General features: G+C 62.0%; 18 protein-coding genes. 7 read left to right on the top strand and 11 right to left on the bottom strand.

Annotated features, from left to right (window positions below):
- Positions 1–125: 125 nt before the first annotated feature.
- Positions 126–1,424 (bottom strand): sigma-54-dependent Fis family transcriptional regulator, encoded by a 1,299-nt coding sequence (locus tag FH041_RS17365; protein ID WP_088522806.1) that lies wholly within the window; start codon positions 1,422–1,424, stop codon positions 126–128.
- 229 nt (positions 1,425–1,653) lie between these two features.
- On the opposite strand from FH041_RS17365, the gene FH041_RS17360 reads away from it, so the two are divergent.
- From FH041_RS17360 to FH041_RS17350, 3 genes are read left to right on the top strand one after another with little or no spacing between them, the layout of a single operon-like run.
- Complete coding sequence (locus FH041_RS17360; RefSeq protein WP_104926659.1) at positions 1,654–2,538, top strand: MBL fold metallo-hydrolase; 885 nt, start codon at positions 1,654–1,656, stop codon at positions 2,536–2,538.
- Positions 2,539–2,575: 37 nt separating this feature from the next.
- Entirely contained in the window at positions 2,576–3,847 is a 1,272-nt protein-coding gene (locus FH041_RS17355) for an FAD/NAD(P)-binding oxidoreductase (protein WP_027913300.1), read from the top strand.
- A complete protein-coding gene (locus tag FH041_RS17350) occupies positions 3,844–4,662 on the top strand; it encodes a sulfite exporter TauE/SafE family protein (RefSeq protein WP_104926660.1) in 819 nt (272 codons plus the stop codon). Before FH041_RS17355 ends, FH041_RS17350 begins: the two co-directional genes overlap by 4 nt.
- On the opposite strand, the gene FH041_RS17345 is transcribed toward FH041_RS17350, so the two are convergent.
- Positions 4,651–5,538, bottom strand: coding sequence for a LysR family transcriptional regulator (locus FH041_RS17345; RefSeq protein WP_027913298.1), 888 nt, complete (start codon positions 5,536–5,538; stop codon positions 4,651–4,653). The two genes, FH041_RS17350 and FH041_RS17345, sit on opposite strands and share 12 nt — an antisense overlap.
- A gap of 168 nt (positions 5,539–5,706) precedes the next feature.
- Here FH041_RS17345 and FH041_RS17340 point away from each other — a divergent pair, with 168 nt between their 5' ends.
- Together FH041_RS17340 and FH041_RS17335 are read left to right on the top strand one after the other, a co-directional pair.
- Positions 5,707–7,353: a GMC family oxidoreductase gene (locus tag FH041_RS17340; RefSeq protein WP_027913297.1), complete on the top strand. Its 1,647-nt coding sequence runs from the start codon at positions 5,707–5,709 to the stop codon at positions 7,351–7,353.
- 93 nt (positions 7,354–7,446) lie between these two features.
- Positions 7,447–9,066 (top strand): MFS transporter, encoded by a 1,620-nt coding sequence (locus FH041_RS17335; RefSeq protein ID WP_104926661.1) that lies wholly within the window; start codon positions 7,447–7,449, stop codon positions 9,064–9,066.
- A gap of 178 nt (positions 9,067–9,244) precedes the next feature.
- On the opposite strand, the gene FH041_RS17330 is transcribed toward FH041_RS17335, so the two are convergent.
- From FH041_RS17330 to glyQ, 4 genes are read right to left on the bottom strand one after another with little or no spacing between them, the layout of a single operon-like run.
- Positions 9,245–10,027, bottom strand: a complete 783-nt coding sequence (locus FH041_RS17330) for a 1-acyl-sn-glycerol-3-phosphate acyltransferase (RefSeq protein ID WP_027913295.1) — start codon at positions 10,025–10,027, stop codon at positions 9,245–9,247.
- A 47-nt stretch (positions 10,028–10,074) separates the two neighbouring features.
- Positions 10,075–10,602 carry a D-glycero-beta-D-manno-heptose 1,7-bisphosphate 7-phosphatase gene (gmhB, locus tag FH041_RS17325; RefSeq protein WP_027913294.1) on the bottom strand — a complete coding sequence of 176 codons (528 nt, stop codon included), beginning with the start codon at positions 10,600–10,602 and terminating at the stop codon, positions 10,075–10,077.
- A 3-nt stretch (positions 10,603–10,605) separates the two neighbouring features.
- Entirely contained in the window at positions 10,606–12,660 is a 2,055-nt protein-coding gene (gene glyS, locus FH041_RS17320) for a glycine--tRNA ligase subunit beta (protein ID WP_028686817.1), read from the bottom strand.
- On the bottom strand, positions 12,657–13,604 hold the full coding sequence (gene glyQ, locus FH041_RS17315; RefSeq protein ID WP_023532379.1) for a glycine--tRNA ligase subunit alpha: 948 nt from the start codon (positions 13,602–13,604) through the stop codon (positions 12,657–12,659). The genes glyS and glyQ overlap by 4 nt, the downstream gene beginning before the upstream one ends.
- A gap of 83 nt (positions 13,605–13,687) precedes the next feature.
- Here glyQ and FH041_RS17310 point away from each other — a divergent pair, with 83 nt between their 5' ends.
- Positions 13,688–14,239, top strand: a complete 552-nt coding sequence (locus FH041_RS17310; protein WP_027913291.1) for a DNA-3-methyladenine glycosylase I — start codon at positions 13,688–13,690, stop codon at positions 14,237–14,239.
- A gap of 41 nt (positions 14,240–14,280) precedes the next feature.
- Positions 14,281–15,168 (top strand): lysophospholipid acyltransferase, encoded by an 888-nt coding sequence (locus FH041_RS17305; RefSeq protein ID WP_027913290.1) that lies wholly within the window; start codon positions 14,281–14,283, stop codon positions 15,166–15,168.
- Positions 15,169–15,223: 55 nt separating this feature from the next.
- Here the strand turns inward: FH041_RS17305 and FH041_RS17300 are convergent, their stop codons facing one another.
- From FH041_RS17300 to def, 5 genes are read right to left on the bottom strand one after another with little or no spacing between them, the layout of a single operon-like run.
- Positions 15,224–15,532 (bottom strand): tetratricopeptide repeat protein, encoded by a 309-nt coding sequence (locus FH041_RS17300; RefSeq protein WP_027913289.1) that lies wholly within the window; start codon positions 15,530–15,532, stop codon positions 15,224–15,226.
- A 10-nt stretch (positions 15,533–15,542) separates the two neighbouring features.
- Positions 15,543–16,916 carry a Trk system potassium transporter TrkA gene (trkA, locus tag FH041_RS17295; RefSeq protein ID WP_027913288.1) on the bottom strand — a complete coding sequence of 458 codons (1,374 nt, stop codon included), beginning with the start codon at positions 16,914–16,916 and terminating at the stop codon, positions 15,543–15,545.
- 19 nt (positions 16,917–16,935) lie between these two features.
- Positions 16,936–18,246 carry a 16S rRNA (cytosine(967)-C(5))-methyltransferase RsmB gene (gene rsmB / locus FH041_RS17290; protein ID WP_028686818.1) on the bottom strand — a complete coding sequence of 437 codons (1,311 nt, stop codon included), beginning with the start codon at positions 18,244–18,246 and terminating at the stop codon, positions 16,936–16,938.
- Complete coding sequence (gene fmt / locus FH041_RS17285; RefSeq protein WP_027913286.1) at positions 18,243–19,175, bottom strand: methionyl-tRNA formyltransferase; 933 nt, start codon at positions 19,173–19,175, stop codon at positions 18,243–18,245. Before fmt ends, rsmB begins: the two co-directional genes overlap by 4 nt.
- 59 nt (positions 19,176–19,234) lie before the next feature.
- The gene (gene def, locus FH041_RS17280) at positions 19,235–19,741 is read right to left on the bottom strand and encodes a peptide deformylase (RefSeq protein ID WP_023532616.1); all 507 of its coding nucleotides are present in this window, start codon (positions 19,739–19,741) and stop codon (positions 19,235–19,237) included.
- Positions 19,742–19,751 lie beyond the last annotated feature (10 nt).

Genomic DNA, 19,751 nt, shown 5'->3' with positions numbered 1-19,751 from the left:
GTGGGTCATACGCCTCGACCTTGAGTGCTTCAAGTTTTGAAAGCAGCCAATCGCTGACATGATTCTGCAAGGGTGACGTGCGACGAGGGTAAGCAGTGGCCCAGATCGAGCTTGTGCGTAGGGGATCAATGGTCCTCGGCAATGCCCGCCGCTTTCAAACGCCGATACAACGTACGTTCGCTGATACCCAAGTGCTTGGCCAGCTCACTGCGCGACCCCCTGAACTGACTAAGCACCTGTAGGAGATCTGCTGGCCGACTTCCGTGGGCGCGCACTTGGGCAGGGAGCGACACCACGTCTTCGGGCAAGTGTTCTGGCTGAATGACGCCTTCATCGGCAAACAGCCGTGCCCGCTCCAGGATGTTGCGTAACTCGCGGATGTTCCCCGGAAACGGATACGTCATCAGTCGATCGAGAGCAGCATTACCGAGTGTGGGCGCGCTGGGCCCTGCGATTCTTTTCAGCAGGCTTTGGACCAGCAGAGGCAGATCCTCGATACGCTCGCGCAGTGCAGGCATCCGGATAGGGAACCCACTGATCCGGTAGTACAGGTCCTCCCTGAACGTGCCGTCGGCCACCATCTGCCTCAAGGGTTTATGGGTTGCCGACACCAGGCGGAAATCCGAATGCACGGTACGCAGGCTGCCAACAGGCCGAAAGCTGCCGGTTTCGATCAAGCGCAGCAGCTTGACCTGCATGGCCAAGGGTACTTCACCGATCTCGTCCAGGAACAGCGTGCCGCCGTGGGCAGCTTCTGCCAGGCCGGTCTTGCGCTGGTGAGCACCGGTGAATGCGCCCTTCTCGTAACCGAACAGTTCGCTCTCGAAAAGCGCCTCCGTCAGGCTGGTGCAATCGACCACGACCAAGGGGCCATCGGCCTTGGGGCTGCCCATGTGCAACGCCCGCGCGAACAGTTCCTTGCCCGTGCCGGACTCACCCTGGAGCAGGACAGGGATGTCAGCCGGCGCCGCACGTTGCAAGCTGGCCAATGCCGCCGTGAATGCAGGTGCCTGGCCAACGAGCCCTTGCTCTTGCGGCTGGGCAGATGCGATGACGATACGGGTGAGCCGTTCGACGAAAGCAATCACCCTGCCCTGCTCATCCAGGATCGGCCGAAGTTCGACATCCACATGTTCCGGTCCGCGAGGGGTGTGATGCACATGCAGCACGCGCTCGGGCACCTTGCTGGACCAGGCCTTGCGCATCGGGCAGTCCTCGCCGGCCTGGTCGCAGGGAACGTGGTAATGGTGTGAGACCTTGTGACATTTCTGCCCAAGCGGCGCCTGCTGGTCCTGACCGAACTGACGTCGATAAGCGGCGTTGGCGGCCAGAATGTTGTAGTCGGTGTCCAGCACGATGGCGGGCAGGACGTCGTGCTCCAGAAAAGACACCAAGGCAAGCACTGAGGGGTGAGGTTCGGACATGACGGCACCAGTCGGATAACGTGTTCGAGGGTAGCAAGGACTGCCAGCCGCTGCCATCGACTGACACCGCACTGCCACTCTTCACTGCCAACGAAGCGGCCATCTGCCCATGACCCGCCAATCCAGGGCCCCAGGCAGGCATCTGTGCGGTGGCATGTATCTTGATGGGGGTAGATGTGGCGCCCCTGAAACCGTGCAGCAAACGGGGCTAGCCGAATGGGAGACTTGAATGATCATTGGCAAAAACCTTCACGTGGAAGCGTTCTTCGACAGCGCCACCTCAACCATCAGCTATCTGGTCATGGATGGCGAAACGCGCGCTTGCGCCTTGATCGACAGCGTTCTGGATTACGACCCGAAGGCCGGGCGCGTGACGACGTCCTCTGCGGACTGCCTGATCGAACGTGTGAAAGCGCTTGGTGCTCAGGTGCAATGGATACTGGAAACCCATGTGCATGCAGATCACCTGTCCGCTGCTGCCTATCTCAAAGACACGCTGGGGGGGCGTATTGCAATTGGAGCTTGCATCACCCAGGTCCAGAAAGTCTTCGGCAGCTTGTTCAACGCTGAACCTGGCTTCGCCCGTGATGGTAGCCAGTTCGACGTGCTGTTCGACGATGAAGAAATTTTCCACATAGGCAATCTGCAGGCTAAAGCCCTGCATACCCCTGGGCATACGCCTGCCTGCATGAGCTATCTCATCGAGCATGAAGGCCAGGCGGCAGTCTTCGTCGGCGACACGTTGTTCATGCCGGACTACGGGACTGCGCGATGCGACTTCCCTGGTGCCGATGCCCGGACCCTGTACCGCTCGATTCATCGCCTCCTGGCGCTAGGGGATGGCACCCGGCTGTTCATGTGTCACGACTACCTGCCCGAAGGGCGCGAGCTGCGCTACATGACCACCGTGGCCGAGCAGCGCACTCAGAACATTCACATCCATGAAGGTATCGACGAAGACAGCTTCGTGGCCATGCGCGAAGCGCGTGATCGAACGCTGGACATGCCTGTCCTGATCCTGCCCGCCGTCCAGGTGAACATGCGCAGTGGCCAGTTCCCAGCCCCTGAGGCCAATGGGGTGCGCTACCTGAAGATTCCCCTCAATACGTTGTAGTCAGGCACATCCCATAATCAGACAGTCAGGATCGACCATGCCCGCCGTGCCCTCCTCCGTTCCAGCGTTTCATCACCAAGTCATCATCATAGGCGCCGGTGCTGCCGGCATTGCTACGGCGTCCAGCCTCCTCCAGCGCGACCCCTCGCTGGACATCGCCCTGATAGACCCCGCCGAGGTTCATTACTACCAACCCGGCTGGACCATGGTCGGTGCCGGGGTCTTCGATGCCCCGAGCACGGCTCGGCCGATGTCGTCGGTCATCCCCCGCGCGGTGCGCTGGATCAAGTCACAGGTGCAAGGGTTCGATGCACAGTGTCGCAAGGTCCTGCTGGCAGATGGCAGGGCCTTTACCTTTGAACAGCTGGTGGTCTGCCCTGGGCTGAAGCTGGATTGGGCGGGCATCGAGGGGCTGGCAGACACCCTGGGCGAGAATGGCGTCACGTCCAATTACCGCTACGACCTGGCGCCCTATACCTGGGAGCTGGTGCAGGGCCTCAAGCAAGGCCGCGCCGTGTTCTGCCAGCCGCCCATGCCCATCAAATGCGCTGGCGCCCCGCAAAAAGCGCTGTACCTGTCCTGCGACCACTGGCTGCGCCAGGGCCGGCTGGGCGCCGTGCAAGCCAGCTTTTTCAATGCCGGCAATGCCTTGTTCGGGGTGCCCGCCTACGTGCCCGCCTTGATGGCTTACATCGACAAGTACTCGGTAGACCTCAACTTCGGCCATCGGCTGATCGCCGTGGATGGACCAAACCAGCAGGCTGTGTTCGCCCATACGCTTGCGGATGGCACCCAGCACCTTCGCACCGAGCCGTTCGACATGCTGCATGTGGTACCGCCACAGGTCGCCCCCGACTTCATTCGCCACAGCTGCCTCGCCGATGGCGCTGGTTGGGTGGATGTGGACCCCTCTACCCTGCGCCATCGTGTCTTCGCCCATGTGCACGCGCTTGGGGACGTGATCAATGCCAGCAACGCGAAGACGGCTGCCGCTGCACGCAAACAAGCGCCGGTGGTGGCAAACAATGTATTGGTGGCACTGGGTCGACGCACGGGCCTGGCGCACTATGATGGCTACGGCTCCTGTCCGCTGACCGTCGAGCGCGGCAAGATCGTGCTGGCCGAATTTGGCTATGGTGGCGCGCTCAAGCCGAGCTTCCCTCAGTGGCTCCTCGACGGCCGCAAACCCACCCGCTTGGCCTGGCTGCTCAAAGCTCGTCTGCTGCCGCCCTTGTATTGGCAAGGCATGCTCAAGGGCCGTGAGTGGCTGGCCAAGCCGGTTGCAAGAACGACCGAGGCAGCCCAGTGATCGATCAGACGTGGCTCAGCACAGGGCTGGGCACGATCATCGGCGCGGTCTTGGCGCTGACAGGTGCCGGCGGTGGCATCCTTGCGGTTCCGTTGCTGGTGTTTGGCCTGGGGCTTTCGATGGCGCAGGCTGCCCCGATCGGTTTGCTGGCTGTGGGGCTGTCGGCGGCGGTTGGTGCCGGCTTGGGCTTGCGCCAGGGCGTGGTGCGCTACCGTGCGGCCCTGTTCATCGCTGCGGTGGGTATCGTGTTTACGCCGCTGGGGCTGATGCTTGCGCATCGTTTGCCCAACGCACCGCTTCAGCTGATGTTTGCAGGCATCCTGATCTACGCGTGCGTGCGCACCTGGTTGAAGGCCCGTCAGCAATTGAGCGGCGCAAACCCAGGTGCACATCGCTTCATCGAGCCCTGTGTACTCAACCCCCTGCAGGGTCGTTTACGCTGGACGCTTCCGTGCGCGCGGGCGCTCGCCGGCACCGGGGCGTTGTCGGGGCTGCTGTCAGGCCTGCTGGGCGTGGGCGGCGGCTTCGTCATCGTCCCTGCCCTGCGGCGCTACACCAACTTGCGTATGGGCAGTATCGTCTCTACCTCCCTGGCAGTCATCGCGCTGGTTGCCTTGGGCAGTGTTGCCACCGCCACCTTTGCAGGGAGCATGCGCTGGCAGGTGGGTGCGCCGTTTGCGCTGGGTGCGGTACTGGGCTTGCTGGTGGCCCGACCACTGGCGGCAAGGCTGGAGGGCCCGCGGCTGCAACAACTGTTCGCCATCGCAGGGTGGGCCGCGGCGGCATTGCTGATCAGCAAAGCGCTAGGGCGCTAGCAGCGCATCCTGCTCGGCAGCACACAGGTTCAGCAGGTAATCCCATACCACGCGCAGGCGTACGGATTTATGCAGTTCGCGCCGCGTGCAGATCCAGTAACTGCGCTGGATGGTTTCCCCTGGCAGCACCCGCACCAGCGTCGGGTCATGCCGCGCCATGTAGTTGGGTAGCACGGCGATACCCAACCCTGCACGCGCCGCCGCTTGCTGGGCTATCACGCTGGTACTGCGAAACACCACGTTCGGCGATCGGCAGAAGCTGTTGAGAAACAGCAGCTCCTGACTGAACAGCAAGTCGTCCACGTAGCCAATCCAACTGTGGCGCGCCAGGTCTTCGCGGTTGCGCAGGGGCGCGGCACGCTCCAGGTACGCTGCGCTGGCATAGAGGGCCAGCCGGTAGTCGGTGAGCTTGCGGGTGATCAGCAAGTCTGCACTTGGCCTTTCCAGGTGAATGCTGATTTCCGCTTCACGGTTGAGGATGCTGACAAAACGCGGCACCGCAACCAACTCCACTTCCAGGCCGGGGTAGCGCTCGAACAACTCATTCATCCGTGGCGTGAAGAACATGATGCCGATCCCCTCGGTCACACCGAGGCGGATCTTGCCAAGCGGCGTGATGGCTTGGGTGATTTCCTCCTGCGCAAGCAAGGCGGTGTTCTCCATGGCTTCGGCATGTTTGAGCAGCGCCTGTCCGGAAGGCGTCAGCTCATACCCTTGGGCATGCTGGACGAACAACGCAGTGCCCAGGCTCTGCTCGATACGCTCGATGTGGCGCGCAACGGTGCTGTGGGTCGTCTCCAGACGCTTGGCAGCCGTCAACAAGCGCCCGCTGCGCTGCAGCTCCAGGAAAAACCGCAAATCATTCCAATCGAACATGCTGGTCCTTGCATATCTGTATCGAACACCCGGTTAGAGGCGCCGACGCTCCGAGAGGCATCGCTGTGCTTAAACGCACAACGGGTGCGCGAAATCGCGTGTTTCTTCCGCGAAATTACTCACTAAGCTGGTTGGGGACAAGAACAAAAACAGGCCCTGAGGTCCTCTATGTCATCAGTCGATTCTGCCTACGACTATGTGATCGTGGGCGCCGGCCCCGCTGGCTGCTTGCTGGCGAACCGGTTGTCTGCCGACCCGTCATGCCGGGTACTGCTACTCGAAGCCGGTGGGCGGGACAACTATCCCTGGATACACGTGCCGGTGGGCTACCTGTACTGCATTGGTAACCCCCGCACGGACTGGTGCTTCAAGACCGAGGCGCAGCCTGGGCTGCAAGGTCGGTCGTTGGGCTACCCCCGTGGCAAGGTCCTGGGCGGGTGCTCCTCCATCAACGGCATGATCTACATGCGTGGCCAGGCAGCTGACTACGATCACTGGGCTAGCCTAGGCAACCGAGGCTGGGCCTGGAAAGACGTGTTGCCGCTGTTCAAGCAAAGCGAAAGCCACCATGGCGGTGCCAGCGAATACCATGGTGCCAGCGGTGAATGGCGTGTAGAGCGCCAGCGCTACAGCTGGCCGATCCTCGACGCCTTCCGCGATGCAGCCGAGCAGGCGGGTGTTGCCAAAATCGATGACTTCAACACTGGCGACAACGAAGGCTGTGGATATTTTCAGGTCAACCAGCGTAGCGGTGTTCGCTGGAACGCATCCAAAGCGTTTCTGCGCCCCATCAAGCACCGCGCCAATCTGACTGTTATGACCGATGTGCAGGTGGATCAAGTGCTGCTAGGCAACACGCGCGCCCGCGCTGTCAAAACCCGTTGGCAGGGCCGCTGGCACGAGTTCTCGGCGCGACGAGAGATTGTGCTATGCGCAGGTGCAGTAGGCTCACCCGGCATCCTGCAACGCTCGGGCATTGGTCCGCAGCAGTTGCTGGAGGACTTGGGTATCGGGGTGCGCCATGCCATGCCGGGTGTAGGCAGCAATCTGCAGGATCACTTGCAGCTACGGCTGATCTACCAGATCGGCAACGCACGTACCCTCAACCAGATGGCCAATAGCCTGTGGGGCAAGATGGGCATGGGCCTGCGCTACCTGTACGATCGCAGCGGTCCGCTGGCCATGGCGCCAAGCCAGCTGGGCGCTTTCGTGCGTTCGAACCCCGACCAGGCCACTGCGAACTTGCAGTACCACGTGCAGCCTCTGTCCCTGGACCGTTTTGGCGAGCCGTTGCATCCGTTTCCAGCCTTCACGGCTTCTGTGTGCAACTTGCGGCCACTGAGCCGCGGGCGTATCGATATTCGCAGTGCAGACATGCACAGCGCGCCGCTCATCGACCCCAACTACCTCAGCGACCCCCAGGACCTGCGTGTCGCCGCCGACGCTATCCGTCTCACCCGGCGCATCGTGCAGGCCCCTGCCCTCGCAGCCTTTGCGCCCGAAGAATATCTGCCTGGACCTGCCCTACAAACTGAAGAACAGCTGCACGAAGCGGCGGCCAAGATAGGCACGACGATTTTCCATCCCGTAGGGACATGCCGCATGGGCAATGGCCCCATGGATGTGGTCGATGACCAGCTTCGTGTCCATGGCATCCCCGGCCTTCGTGTGGCAGACGCATCGATCATGCCCCAGATAACGTCGGGCAATACCTGTTCACCTACCCTGATGATCGCTGAAAAGGCGGCGCAGCTTATTTTGAAAGGAGCAGCCACAACGACCTTCCTCAACCAGGATGCACTACCAACACCCTGAAGGGGTGTGCAATACGGCAGCGCGTAGTCGGACGCTGTCGGCAGTGGAACAACAAGAATAATCACTGTGGCCTGCGGGCCGAGGACAGCAACGATGTCGGATTACATCCAAGAGCAGGATGCGGCCGCCAGCCGCCCCAGTCGTCGTGAAGAGCGCAAGATCATTTTCGCGTCATCGCTCGGTACGGTGTTCGAGTGGTACGACTTTTTCCTCTACGGCGCCCTGGCTGCCGTCATCAGCAAGCAGTTCTTCGCGGGCGTCAACGACACCACCGCGTTCATCTTCGCACTGATGGCGTTTGCCGCCGGCTTCCTGGTGCGACCGTTTGGTGCCCTGGTATTCGGCCGCTTGGGGGACATGATCGGGCGCAAGTACACCTTTCTCATCACCATCGTGCTGATGGGGCTGTCCACGTTCGCCGTTGGCCTTCTGCCCACCTATGCCAGCATTGGCATCGCGGCGCCGATCATCCTGGTCGTGTTGCGCATGCTGCAAGGCCTGGCGCTGGGCGGTGAGTACGGCGGTGCAGCCACCTACGTGGCCGAACATGCGCCACCTGGCAAGCGGGGCTTCCATACTGGGTTCATCCAGTCCACCGCCACCTTGGGACTGTTGCTGTCATTGCTGGTGGTACTGGGCAGCCGTTATGTAAGTGGCGATCAGTTCGAAACCTGGGGCTGGCGCCTGCCGTTTCTGCTGTCCATCGTGCTGCTGGGGATCTCGACCTGGATTCGAATGAGCATGCACGAGTCCCCGGCCTTCGTGAAAATGAAGGCACAGGGCAAGATCAGCAAATCGCCGATTCGTGAGTCGTTTACGTCTTGGCCTAACCTGAAGGTCGTGCTCACTGCGCTGTTCAGTATCAATGCGGGTCAGGCTGTCACCTTCTATACGGCACAGTTCTACGTGCTGTTCTTCATGACCCAGATGTTGAAGATGGACCCGGCCCAGGCCAACACCTTGCTGATCATCAGCGTCGTGATCGGCGCGCCGTTTTTCGTGTTCTTTGGCTGGCTGTCCGATCGGATCGGGCGCAAACCGATATTGATGCTGGGCCTGCTGTTGGCCACGGTGCTCTACTTCCCGTTGTTCAAGGCCCTTAGCTTCTACGCCAACCCGCAGATCGACACCGCCAGCCGCCAGGCCCCCATCGTCGTGACCGCTGACCCGAAAGGCTGCACCTTCCAGTTCGACCCTGTGGGCAAGGCGCGCTTTGATAGCCCCTGCGACAAAGTAAAGACCTTCCTGGTCAAGCAAGGCTTGCCCTATAGCTCGGTAAGCGTTGACGGCAGCGAAGTGGTCGTGAGCATCGGCGACAAGACCATCAATGGCTATGACGAGGCGGCCATGCGCGCGGCGGTCGAGCAGGCAGGGTACCCCGCCAAGGCTGACCCGGCCCAAGTCAACAGCGTGATGGTGGTGGTGTTGATCGTGGCCATGATCCTGATCGCCACGATGACCTACGGACCGCTGGCTGCCGTGATGGTCGAGCTGTTCCCTACGCGTATCCGGTACACCTCCATGTCCTTGCCGTATCACATCGGTAATGGCTGGTTCGGCGGTTTCCTGCCCACGGTATCGTTCGCCCTGGTGGTTTACACCGGCGATATCTTTTACGGGTTGTGGTACCCGGTACTGGTCACGGGCATCAGCCTGATAGTGGGCATCTTCTGTCTCAAAGAGACCAAGGAGGTGGATATCGACAAGGTGTGATTCGCTGAACCACCCCCACAAAAACCGGCTCTAAAAGCCGGTTTTTTTATGCCGTGAAAAAACTTATGCACGTTTTTAGGAAAAATCAACAAAGAGTAAATATGTAGCTAATTCATAGGGTTAGCTTATTTTTGCAACAGCTAATCCATAATTTGCTCACATGTTATCCACAAGCCGCTCAGGCCTCGGCTTGCGTGCTTTCTTCGACCTGCGCAAGCGAGCCCAGGGCCCGTTGGGTGGCTTCGTTCCAGGCCTGGGCGCGGTCATTGAGCTCGGCAATGGCGCGAGGGCCTGTGCCGTTGGCGTACATGGGTTCGCCGATCACCACTTCGATGGTGCCAGCGTGCTTGCCCCACCCATTCTTCGGCCAGTACTTGCCCGCATTATGGGCAATGGGCAACACCGGGAGCCCAGCGTTTACCGCCAGCGCCGTCCCGCCCCGGGAGAACTTGCCCACCGTGCCAAAGGGTACGCGTGTGCCCTCCGGGAAGATCAGAACCCAGGTTTTCTGCTTGAGCAGTTCATCGCCTTTCTTGGCCACTTGGCGCAATGCTTCCTTGGGGTTGTCGCGGTCGATGGCAATGGGACGCAGCATGGCCATGGCCCAGCCGAAGAACGGCACATACAGCAGCTCACGCTTGAGCACCTGGCTGAGCGGAGAGAAATACTGAGACAGGAAAAATGTCTCCCAGGTGCTCTGGTGATTCGACAAAATCACACAGGGCTCGGCTGGCACGTTTTCAGCGCCGGTAATCTTGTAATCGATGCCTACGATGACGCGTGCCAGGAAAATAGCGCAGCGGCACCAGTACACATTGATGAATTTGTAGCGCTTGGGGAACGACAGAAACGGCGCAATGAAGAAGCTCAGCGAGCACCAGAGCAGCGAACTGGTACCCAGCAGCAGGTAAAAAAGAAAGACTCTGATCGCCTGCAGGATCGACATAGTGGTTTGTACCATTGCGGGACCTGCCCGCTTTTAGAAAAGTGCGCCCAAGGGCGCACCGTTTAGATAAGTGCCCTGGCGATGGCAGCCAGATCGTCATAAATCAGGGTTGAAGCCGGAACGCCCTTCTCAAGGGTACGTTCGCCTTTGCCTGTCTTTACCAGAACAGGTTGTGCATCGACGGCCAGCGCAGCCTGTAGGTCACTTTGGCTATCGCCCACGAACCAGATGCCCTCAAGGCTTGCCTGGTAGTGCTCGGCGATGGCCCGCAACAGGCCCGGCTTGGGCTTGCGGCAATCGCAGCCTTCATCGGGGCCATGCGGGCAATACACGATATGCCCCACCTCACCGCCCTGCTCGGCCACCAGCATGCGCAAGCGCGCATGCATGGCCTCAAGGGTCGCGAGCGGGTAATAGCCACGGGCGATACCGGACTGGTTGGTGGCCACGGCCACCGTCCAGCCCGCTTTGCTCAACTGCGCGATCGCCTCGATGGCGCCAGGGATGGGCACCCATTCATCCAGCGACTTGATGTAGGCGTCGGAGTCCTGGTTGATGACCCCGTCACGATCGAGAATCAGCAGTTTCAAGGCTTACCCCAGCAACGAAATGTCGGCCACGCCCAGGAACAGCCCACGCAGACGGCTGAGCAGGGCATATCGGTTGGCACGTACCTTGGCGTCCTCGGCATTGACCATCACAGCCTCGAAGAAGGCATCGACCGGATCACGCAGGGCGGCAAGGCGCGCCAGCGACTCGCTGTACTGACGTGCAGCAGCCATCGGTTGCACAGCCTGATCGGCTTGCTGGATGGCCGAGTACAGCGAGAACTCGTTGGCATTGTCGAAGTACTTGGGCTCGACCTGTTCGGCGATGGCGCCTTCTGCCTTGCTCAACAGGTTCGACACGCGCTTGTTGACGGCGGCCAGTGCCTCGGCTTCGGGCAGCTTGCGGAAGGCCTGGACCGCCTGGACGCGCTGATCGAAGTCCAGTGCGGAACCTGGCTGAAGCGCGCGAACCGAGAGGTAAGTGGCGACGTCGATGCCTTCGTCTTCGTAACGGGCACGCAGCCTGTCGAAGATGAACTCCAGCACCTGGTCAGCCAACCCGGCAGCCTTGACCTTGGCCCCGTACTGCTTGACCGCGAACTGCACGGCACCGGTCAGGTCCAGGTCCAGCTGCTTCTCGATCAGGATGCGCAGCACGCCCAGTGCGGCGCGGCGCAGGGCGTACGGGTCCTTGCTGCCGGTGGGCAGCATGCCGATGCCGAAGATGCCCACCAGGGTATCGAGCTTGTCGGCGATGGCGACGGCAGCACCGGTCAGGGTCTGAGGCAATTCGGCGCCTGCACCGCGCGGCATGTATTGCTCGTTCAGCGCCAGCGCCACATCCTGCGGTTCGTCGTCGTTGAGCGCGTAGTAGTAGCCAGCGACGCCTTGCATCTCTGGGAACTCACCGACCATTTCCGTAGCCAGGTCGCACTTGGACAGCAAGCCGGCACGCGCGGCCCGTTGCGCATCGCCGCCAATCAGGGGCGCAATGAACGCTGCCAGTTTCGATACCCGCTCGGCCTTGTCATAGACCGTACCCAGCTGGGCCTGGAACACCACGTTCTTCAAGCGCTCGTTGAAGGTTTCCAGCGGTTGCTTCTTGTCCTGCTTGAAGAAGAACTCGGCGTCGGTCAGGCGTGGACGCACGACCTTTTCGTTACCCTGCACGATCTGCTTGGGGTCGCGGCTCTCGACGTTGGCCACGGTGATGAAGCGCGGCAGCAACTTGCCTTCGCTGTCGAGCAGGCAGAAGTACTTCTGGTTGTCCTGCATGGTGGTGATCAAGGCTTCTTGCGGCACCTCCAGGAAACGCTCTTCGAACGAGCACACCAGCGGTACCGGCCACTCCACCAGCGCGGTCACTTCGTCCAGCAACGCGGGTGGCACGATGGCGGTGCCTTCCTGCTGCATGGCCAGCTCGGCGGTACGTTTGGCGATCAGGTCGCGACGCTCGCTGAAATCGGCCAGCACATAGGCCTTGCGCATGTCCTCGACATAGTTGGCCGGGGCGCTGATGGTGACGCTTTCCGGATGGTGGAAGCGGTGCCCGCGCGATTGGCGGCCGGCCTTCTGGGACAAGAGGGTGCAGTCGACCACCTGATCGCCCAGCAGCATCACCAGCCATTGGGTCGGACGCACGAACTCTTCACGGCTTGCCGCCCAGCGCATGCGTTTAGGGATAGGCAGGTCGTTGAGCGAGTCTTCGACGATGGTCGGCAGCAGGCCCGCGGTCGCTTTGCCGGGGATGTGCTGGGAGAAGCGCAGCTTGGGGCCGCTACGGTCGATGTCGGCCAGCTCCACACCGCACTTCTTGGCAAAGCCCAGTGCAGCCTGGGTCGGCTCGCCTTCTGCGTTGAAGGCCGCCTGCAGGGGCGGGCCGTCGATGTTGATGCTGCGGTCAGGCTGCTGCACATCGAGTTGGCGGATCAGCACGGCCAGGCGGCGCGGCGCGGCGTAGACCGATTTGCCGGTGTAGTTCAGGCCTGCAGCTTGCAGGCCTTTTTCGATGCCGGCCAGGAACGCGTCGCCCAGGGTCGCAAGGGCCTTGGGTGGCAGCTCTTCGGTGCCCAGTTCTACCAGGAAATCTTGAGCACTCATTGTGCAGCCTCCAGCTTAGCCAACACTTCGTCACGCAGTTCGGGGGTCGCCATCGGGAAGCCCATGCGCGCACGGGCCTGCAGGTAGCTTTGCGCCACGTCGCGGGCCAGGGTGCGCACCCGCAGGATGTAACGCTGGCGCTCGGTCACCGAGATGGCACGGCGGGCATCGAGCAGGTTGAACGTATGGGATGCCTTGAGGACCATTTCATAGGTCGGCAATGGCAGTTCCAGCTTGATCAGGCGGTTGGCTTCACTTTCGTAGAAGTCGAACAACTCGAACAGTTTCTCGACGTTGGCGTGCTCGAAGTTGTAGGTCGACTGCTCCACTTCGTTCTGGTGGAACACGTCGCCGTAGCTGACCTTGCCGAACGGACCATCGGCCCATACCAGGTCGTAGACCGAGTCCACGCCCTGGATGTACATGGCCAGGCGCTCCAGACCATAGGTGATTTCACCGGTCACCGGGTAGCACTCGATACCACCGACCTGCTGGAAGTAGGTGAACTGAGTCACTTCCATGCCATTGAGCCAGATTTCCCAGCCCAGGCCCCAGGCCCCGAGGGTTGGCGATTCCCAGTTGTCTTCGACGAAGCGAATATCGTGCACCAGCGGGTCCAGACCGATGGCTTTCAGCGAGCCGAGGTACAGCTCCTGGAAGTTGGCCGGGTTGGGCTTGAGCACTACCTGGAATTGATAATAGTGCTGCAGGCGGTTGGGGTTTTCGCCGTACCGCCCGTCGGCAGGGCGACGGCTTGGCTGCACGTAGGCGGCGTTCCAGGTTTCTGGACCCACCGCGCGCAGGAAGGTGGCGGTGTGGAAGGTGCCGGCGCCTACTTCCATATCGTAGGGCTGAAGCACCACACAACCTTGCTCGGCCCAGTAGTTCTGCAGGGCGAGGATCAGGTCTTGGAAGGTACGCACGGCTGGCGTAGGCTGGCTCACGAAATTCACCTGTATCTGGGGATGCGGATGTAAAGAGCGGGAGTATAACCTGATTCGCCTCGCCCTCTACTCATTGGAGCCTTATGCCACGCTGCTTTTGGTGTACCGACGATCCGTTGTACCAGGCCTACCATGACCAGGAATGGGGAACGCCCCAGCGTGACCCGGCGTTGCTGTTCGAGATGCTTTTGCTCGAAGGGTTCCAGGCAGGCCTTTCCTGGATCACCGTGCTGCGCAAGCGCGAGCGCTATCGTGAAGTGCTGGAGGGTTTTGATCCTGCGAAACTCGCGGTGATGAGCGACGAGCGCATCGAGGCGTTAATGCAGGATGCCGGCATCATCCGCAATCGGCTCAAGCTCAAGGCTGCCAGGCGCAATGCCCAGGCCTGGCTGGCTGTGGATAACCCGGCCGAGTGGCTGTGGTCGTTCGTCGGTGGCGCCCCGAAGATCAACCATTTCAGCACCCGCAGCGAAGTCCCGGCGGTCACCGAACAAGCCCAAGCCATGAGCAAGGCGTTGCGCAAAGCCGGCTTCACCTTCGTCGGCCCGACCATCTGCTATGCCTTCATGCAGGCGACCGGCATGGTCATGGACCACACCACCGACTGTGATCGCTACGCCGACTTGTCCCACTGAAGGGTTACAATGCCCGTCTTGCTGAAATAAGGAACTCGCCTGTGGAAAAGTTCAAGGGCGCCCTGATGGTCGGGGTGCTGCGACTGTTCGCCAAGTTGCCTTGGGGTGCGGTGCAACGCGTCGGGGCCGGCATCGGCTGGCTGATGTGGAAAATACCCAATGGCTCGCGCAACGTGGTGCGCATCAACCTGGCCAAATGCTTCCCCGAGATGGACCCGGTTGCCCGTGAGCAACTGGTCGGCCAGGCCCTGCGGGACATCGGCAAATCCTTCGTCGAAAGCGCCTGCGCCTGGATCTGGCCTCCACACCGCTCGTTGGAGTTGGTCAAGGAAGTGCATGGGCTTGAAGTGCTGGAGCAGGCCCTGGCTTCTGGAAAGGGCGTTGTGGGCATCACCAGCCATTTGGGCAATTGGGAAGTGCTGAACCACTTCTACTGCAACCAGTGCAAGCCGATCATTTTCTACCGGCCCCCCAAACTCAAGGCGGTGGACGACCTGCTGCGCGAGCAGCGTGTGCAGATGGGCAACCGTGTGGCGCCTTCGACCAAGGAAGGCATCCTCAGCGTGATCAAGGAAGTTCGGCGCGGCGGCCAGGTCGGCATCCCGGCCGATCCCGAGCCGGCCGAATCGGCGGGTGTATTCGTTCCCTTCCTGGGCACTGAAGCGCTGACCAGCAAGTTCGTGCCGAACATGCTCGCCGGCGGCAAGGCAGTCGGGGTTTTCCTGCATGCCCTGCGCCTGCCTGACGGGTCAGGCTTCAAGGTGTTTCTGGAAGCCGCGCCGGAGGCGATGTACAGCACCGACGTGAACGAGTCGGCGGCCGCGATGAGCAAGGTGGTCGAGCGCTATGTGCGCGAGTATCCCAGCCAGTACATGTGGAGCATGAAGCGCTTCAAGAAGCGTCCGGCGGGTGAGGCGCGCTGGTATTGAGGCGCGCATCGCCGGCAGCGGCTGTCTGGCAGCCGACGTGTCGGCGACAGCGCACTCAGCGTTTGTCGAGTTTCTTGAGAAACACCGTCATTTCTTTCTCGGCCTGCTTGTCGCCATGGGCCTGCGCCGCCGCGATGCCATCTTCCCAGGCCTTGCGCGCCGCTGGCAGGTCCCCTAGTAACTGGTAGGCCTTGCCCAACAGCTTCCAGGCTGCCGAATAGGTGGGGTCCTGCTCGACACAGCGAGCCAGGTGCACGGCAGCCTGGGCACCATCGCCTTCGTCGAGCCACGCCTTGCCCAGGCCAAAGCGCAACAACGGGTTATCCACACCCTTGGCCAGCATCTTTTCCAACGATTGGCGCATGTCCTGCCTCCTAGAAGAAACTCAAGCCGACGTGGAACAGCTTCTCCACATCCCGAATGTGTTTCTTGTCCACAACGAACAGGATCACATGGTCACCTGATTCGATGACTGTCGTGTCGTGCGCGATCAGCACACTGTCGTGGCGAATGATGGCACCGATGGTCGTCCCCGGGGGCAGGGTAATGTCCTCGATCGCCTTGCCCACCACCTTGCTCGACTTCGCATCACCGTGGGCCACAGCCTCGATGGCTTCGGCTGCACCACGACGCAGCGAGTGCACGCTCACGATATCGCCACGGCGCACATGCGCCAGCAAGGTACCGATGGTGGCCAATTGCGGGCTGATGGCGATGTCGATTTCACCGCCCTGCACCAGGTCCACATAGGCCGGGTTGTTGATGATCGTCATGACCTTGCGCGCACCCAGGCGCTTGGCCAGCAGGGACGACATGATGTTGGCTTCGTCATCGTTGGTCAGGGCCAGGAAGATATCGGTGTCGGCGATGTTCTCTTCCAGCATCAGGTCTTTATCCGATGCGCTGCCCTGCAGCACCACGGTACTGTCCAGCGTATCGGACAGGTACCGGCAGCGTGCCGGGTTCATCTCGATGATCTTCACCTGGTAGCGGCTTTCGATGGCTTCGGCCAGGCGCTCGCCTATCTGCCCGCCGCCGGCGATGACGACACGCTTGTTGGTTTCATCGATACGGCGCAGCTCGCCCATGACCGCCCGGATGTCCTTCTTGGCGGCGATGAAGAACACCTCGTCATCGGCCTCGATCACCGTATCACCGCGCGGTGTGATCGAACGGTCACGGCGGAAGATCGCCGCCACCCGGGTTTCCACATTGGGCATGTGCGCGCGTATCTGGCGCAGCTGCTGGCCGACCAGCGGGCCGCCGTAATAGGCCTTCACGGCCACTAGCTGCGCCTTGCCCTGGGCGAAGTCGATCACCTGCAACGAACCGGGCTGTTCGATCAGGCGCTTGATGTAGTGGGTGACGACCTGCTCCGGGCTGATCAGCACATCGACCGGAATGTGGTCGTTGTCGAACAGCTCTTCACGGGTCAGGTAGGCCGACTCGCGCACCCGGGCGATCTTGGTCGGTGTGTGAAACAGCGAGTAGGCCACCTGGCACGCGACCATGTTGGTCTCGTCGCTGTTGGTCACGGCAACCAGCATGTCGGCGTCCTCGGCGCCGGCCTGGCGCAACACCGTCGGCAGCGACCCGCGCCCCTGCACGGTGCGGATATCCAGGCGATCACCCAGGTCGCGCAGGCGGTCGCCATCGGTGTCGACCACGGTGATGTCGTTGGCCTCGCTGGCCAGGTGCTCTGCAAGCGTCCCGCCCACCTGGCCGGCGCCCAGGATGATGATCTTCATCCGCTACTCTCCAGTGTGCTCAACCGCGCGAGGCGGCAATCTTGATCAGCTTGGCATAGTAGAAACCGTCGTGGCCGCCTTCCTGAGCCAACAACTGGCGTCCATGCGCCTGGCGCAGGCCCGCTTCGGTGGCCAGGTCCAGCTCGCGTGCGCCTGGCGTGCGTGCCAGGAACGCGCCGATGACCTCGGTATTCTCGGTCGGGAGGCTGGAGCAGGTGGCGTACAGGAGCATGCCGCCCACCTCCAATGTCGGCCACAGGGCATCGAGCAACTCGCCTTGCAAGGCCGCCAGCGGCGCGATGTCTTCGGCCTGGCGGGTGAGCTTGATGTCTGGATGACGACGGATTACGCCAGTCGCCGAGCAAGGCGCGTCCAGCAGGATGCGCTGGAACGGTTTGCCGTCCCACCAGCTGGCCGTGTCGCGGGCATCGCAGGCGATCAGCTCGGCGTCGAGCTTCAGGCGGTCGAGGTTTTCCCGCACGCGTACCAGGCGCTTGGCTTCAAGGTCGATGGCCACCACGTGAGAGAGCCCGGCTTGGGCTTCAAGCACATGGCAGGTCTTGCCCCCAGGGGCGCAGCATGCGTCGAGCACGCGTTGACCGGGCGCCAGGTCCAGCAGGTCGGCGGCCAGTTGCGCGGCTTCGTCCTGGACGCTGATCCAGCCCTCGGCAAAGCCTGGCAGACCGCGTACGTCCCGCGGTTCGGCCAGCACGATACCGTCACGGCTGTACGCGCAGGCCTGGGCCTGGACGCCTGCATCGGCGAGCAGCTTCAGATAGCCGTCGCGGCTGTGGTGGCGGCGGTTGACGCGCAGGATCATCGGCGGGTGCGCATTGTTGGCGGCGCAGATGGCTTCCCACTGATCCGGCCAGAAGGCCTTGAGCGCCTTCTGCAGCCAGCGTGGGTGCGCCGTGCGCACCACAGGGTCGCGCTCCATGTCGGCCAGCATCGCTTCGCCGTCGCGCTGAGCACGGCGCAGCACGGCGTTCAGCAGCCCCTTGGCCCAGGGTTTTTTCAGCTTGTCGGCGCAGCCTACGGTTTCACCAATGGCGGCGTGAGCCGGGATGCGTGTATAGAACAACTGGTACAAGCCAATCAGCAACAATGCCTGCACGTCGGCATCGGCGGCCTTGAAGGGCTTTTGCAACAGCTGCGCTGCCAGCAGGTCCAGGCGCGGCTGCCAACGCGCGGTACCAAAGGCCAGGTCTTGGGTCAGCCCGCGGTCGCGGTCCTCGACCTTGTCCAGTTGCGCGGGCAGGGAGCTGTTCAGGGAGGCCTTGCCGCTGAGCACAGCGGCAAGGGCACGGGCGGCAGCCAGGCGTGGGTTCATTGGCCGAGCACCTTGCCTGGCGTGAATTTCTCTTTGCGGCTGTTGAACAGGTCAGCGAAGGCCAAGGCTTTACCGCCAGGCAACTGCAGGCGGGTCAGGCTGAGCGCCTGCTCGCCGCAAGCCACCACCAGGCCGTCTTTGCTGGCCGCCAGGATTTCACCGGGTGCGCCCTGCCCTGTGGCCAGGCACGCACCCAGCACCTTCACGGTTTCCCCGTCGAGCGTGCTGTGGCAAATCGGCCAGGGGTTGAATGCCCGGATCAGGCGCTCCAGCTGTTCAGCGGGCAGCGACCAGTCCAGACGCGCCTCGTCCTTGTTCAGCTTGTGCGCATAGGTGGCCAGGGCATCGTCCTGTACCTCGCCGTGCAAGGTGCCATCGGCCAGCCCGGCGATGGCCTGGATGACGGCCGGCGGTCCCATTTGCGCCAGGCGATCGTGCAGGCTGCCGCCGGTATCAATGGCGTTGATCGGGGTGACGACCTTGAGCAGCATGGGGCCGGTGTCCAGGCCCGCTTCCATGCGCATGACGGTTACGCCGCTTTCGGCATCGCCCGCCTGCACGGCCCGCTGAATCGGGGCCGCCCCGCGCCAGCGTGGCAGCAGGGACGCATGGCTGTTGATGCAGCCAAGGCGCGGGATGTCGAGCACCGCCTGGGGCAGGATCAGGCCGTAGGCAACCACGACCATCAGGTCGGGTTCCAATGCTGCTAATTGTGCCTGGGCCTCGGCATTGCGCAGGCTCGGCGGCTGCATCACCGGGATGTCATGGGTTACGGCCAGCGCCTTGACGGCGCTGGGCATCAGCTTTTGACCGCGGCCTGCCGGGCGATCGGGCTGCGTGTAGACGGCCACGACTTCGTAAGGGCTGTCGAGCAGGGCCTTGAGGTGTTCGGCGGCAAACTCGGGAGTGCCTGCAAAGACGATGCGCATGGTGTTCTCGCTGCAAAAAGAAAAAGGCTTGCCGGAGCAAGCCTTCTGGAAGGTGGGAATCAGGCTTGCTGGCGGTGCTGTTTTTCCAGCTTCTTCTTGATTCGATCCCGCTTGAGCTGCGACAGGTAGTCGACGAACAGCTTGCCATTGAGGTGATCGAATTCGTGCTGCACGCACACCGCCAGCAGGCCTTCGCATTCCAGCTCGAACGGTGTGCCGTCGCGATCCTGGGCCTTGACCCTGACACGCAGGGGCCGGTCTACGTTCTCGTAGAAGCCCGGCACCGACAGGCAGCCTTCCTGGTACTGGCCCATGTCATCGGTCAGTTCCTCGACCGACGGGTTGATGAAGACGCGTGGCTCGCTGCGGTCTTCGCTGAGGTCCATCACCACGACTTGCTGGTGCACGTTGACCTGGGTCGCAGCCAGGCCGATGCCAGGGGCTTCGTACATGGTTTCAAACATGTCGTCGATCAGCTGGCGCAGGGCGTCGTCGAACGCCGTCACCGGTTTGGCGATGGTGCGCAGGCGCGGGTCCGGGAATTCGAGAATGTTCAAAATGGCCATAAGGTCAGGC

The sequence above is a fragment of the Pseudomonas sp. SWI7 genome (assembly GCF_006351945.1).
GTDB lineage: Bacteria > Pseudomonadota > Gammaproteobacteria > Pseudomonadales > Pseudomonadaceae > Aquipseudomonas > Aquipseudomonas fulva.
This window is presented reverse-complemented; position numbering and strand designations above follow the sequence as displayed.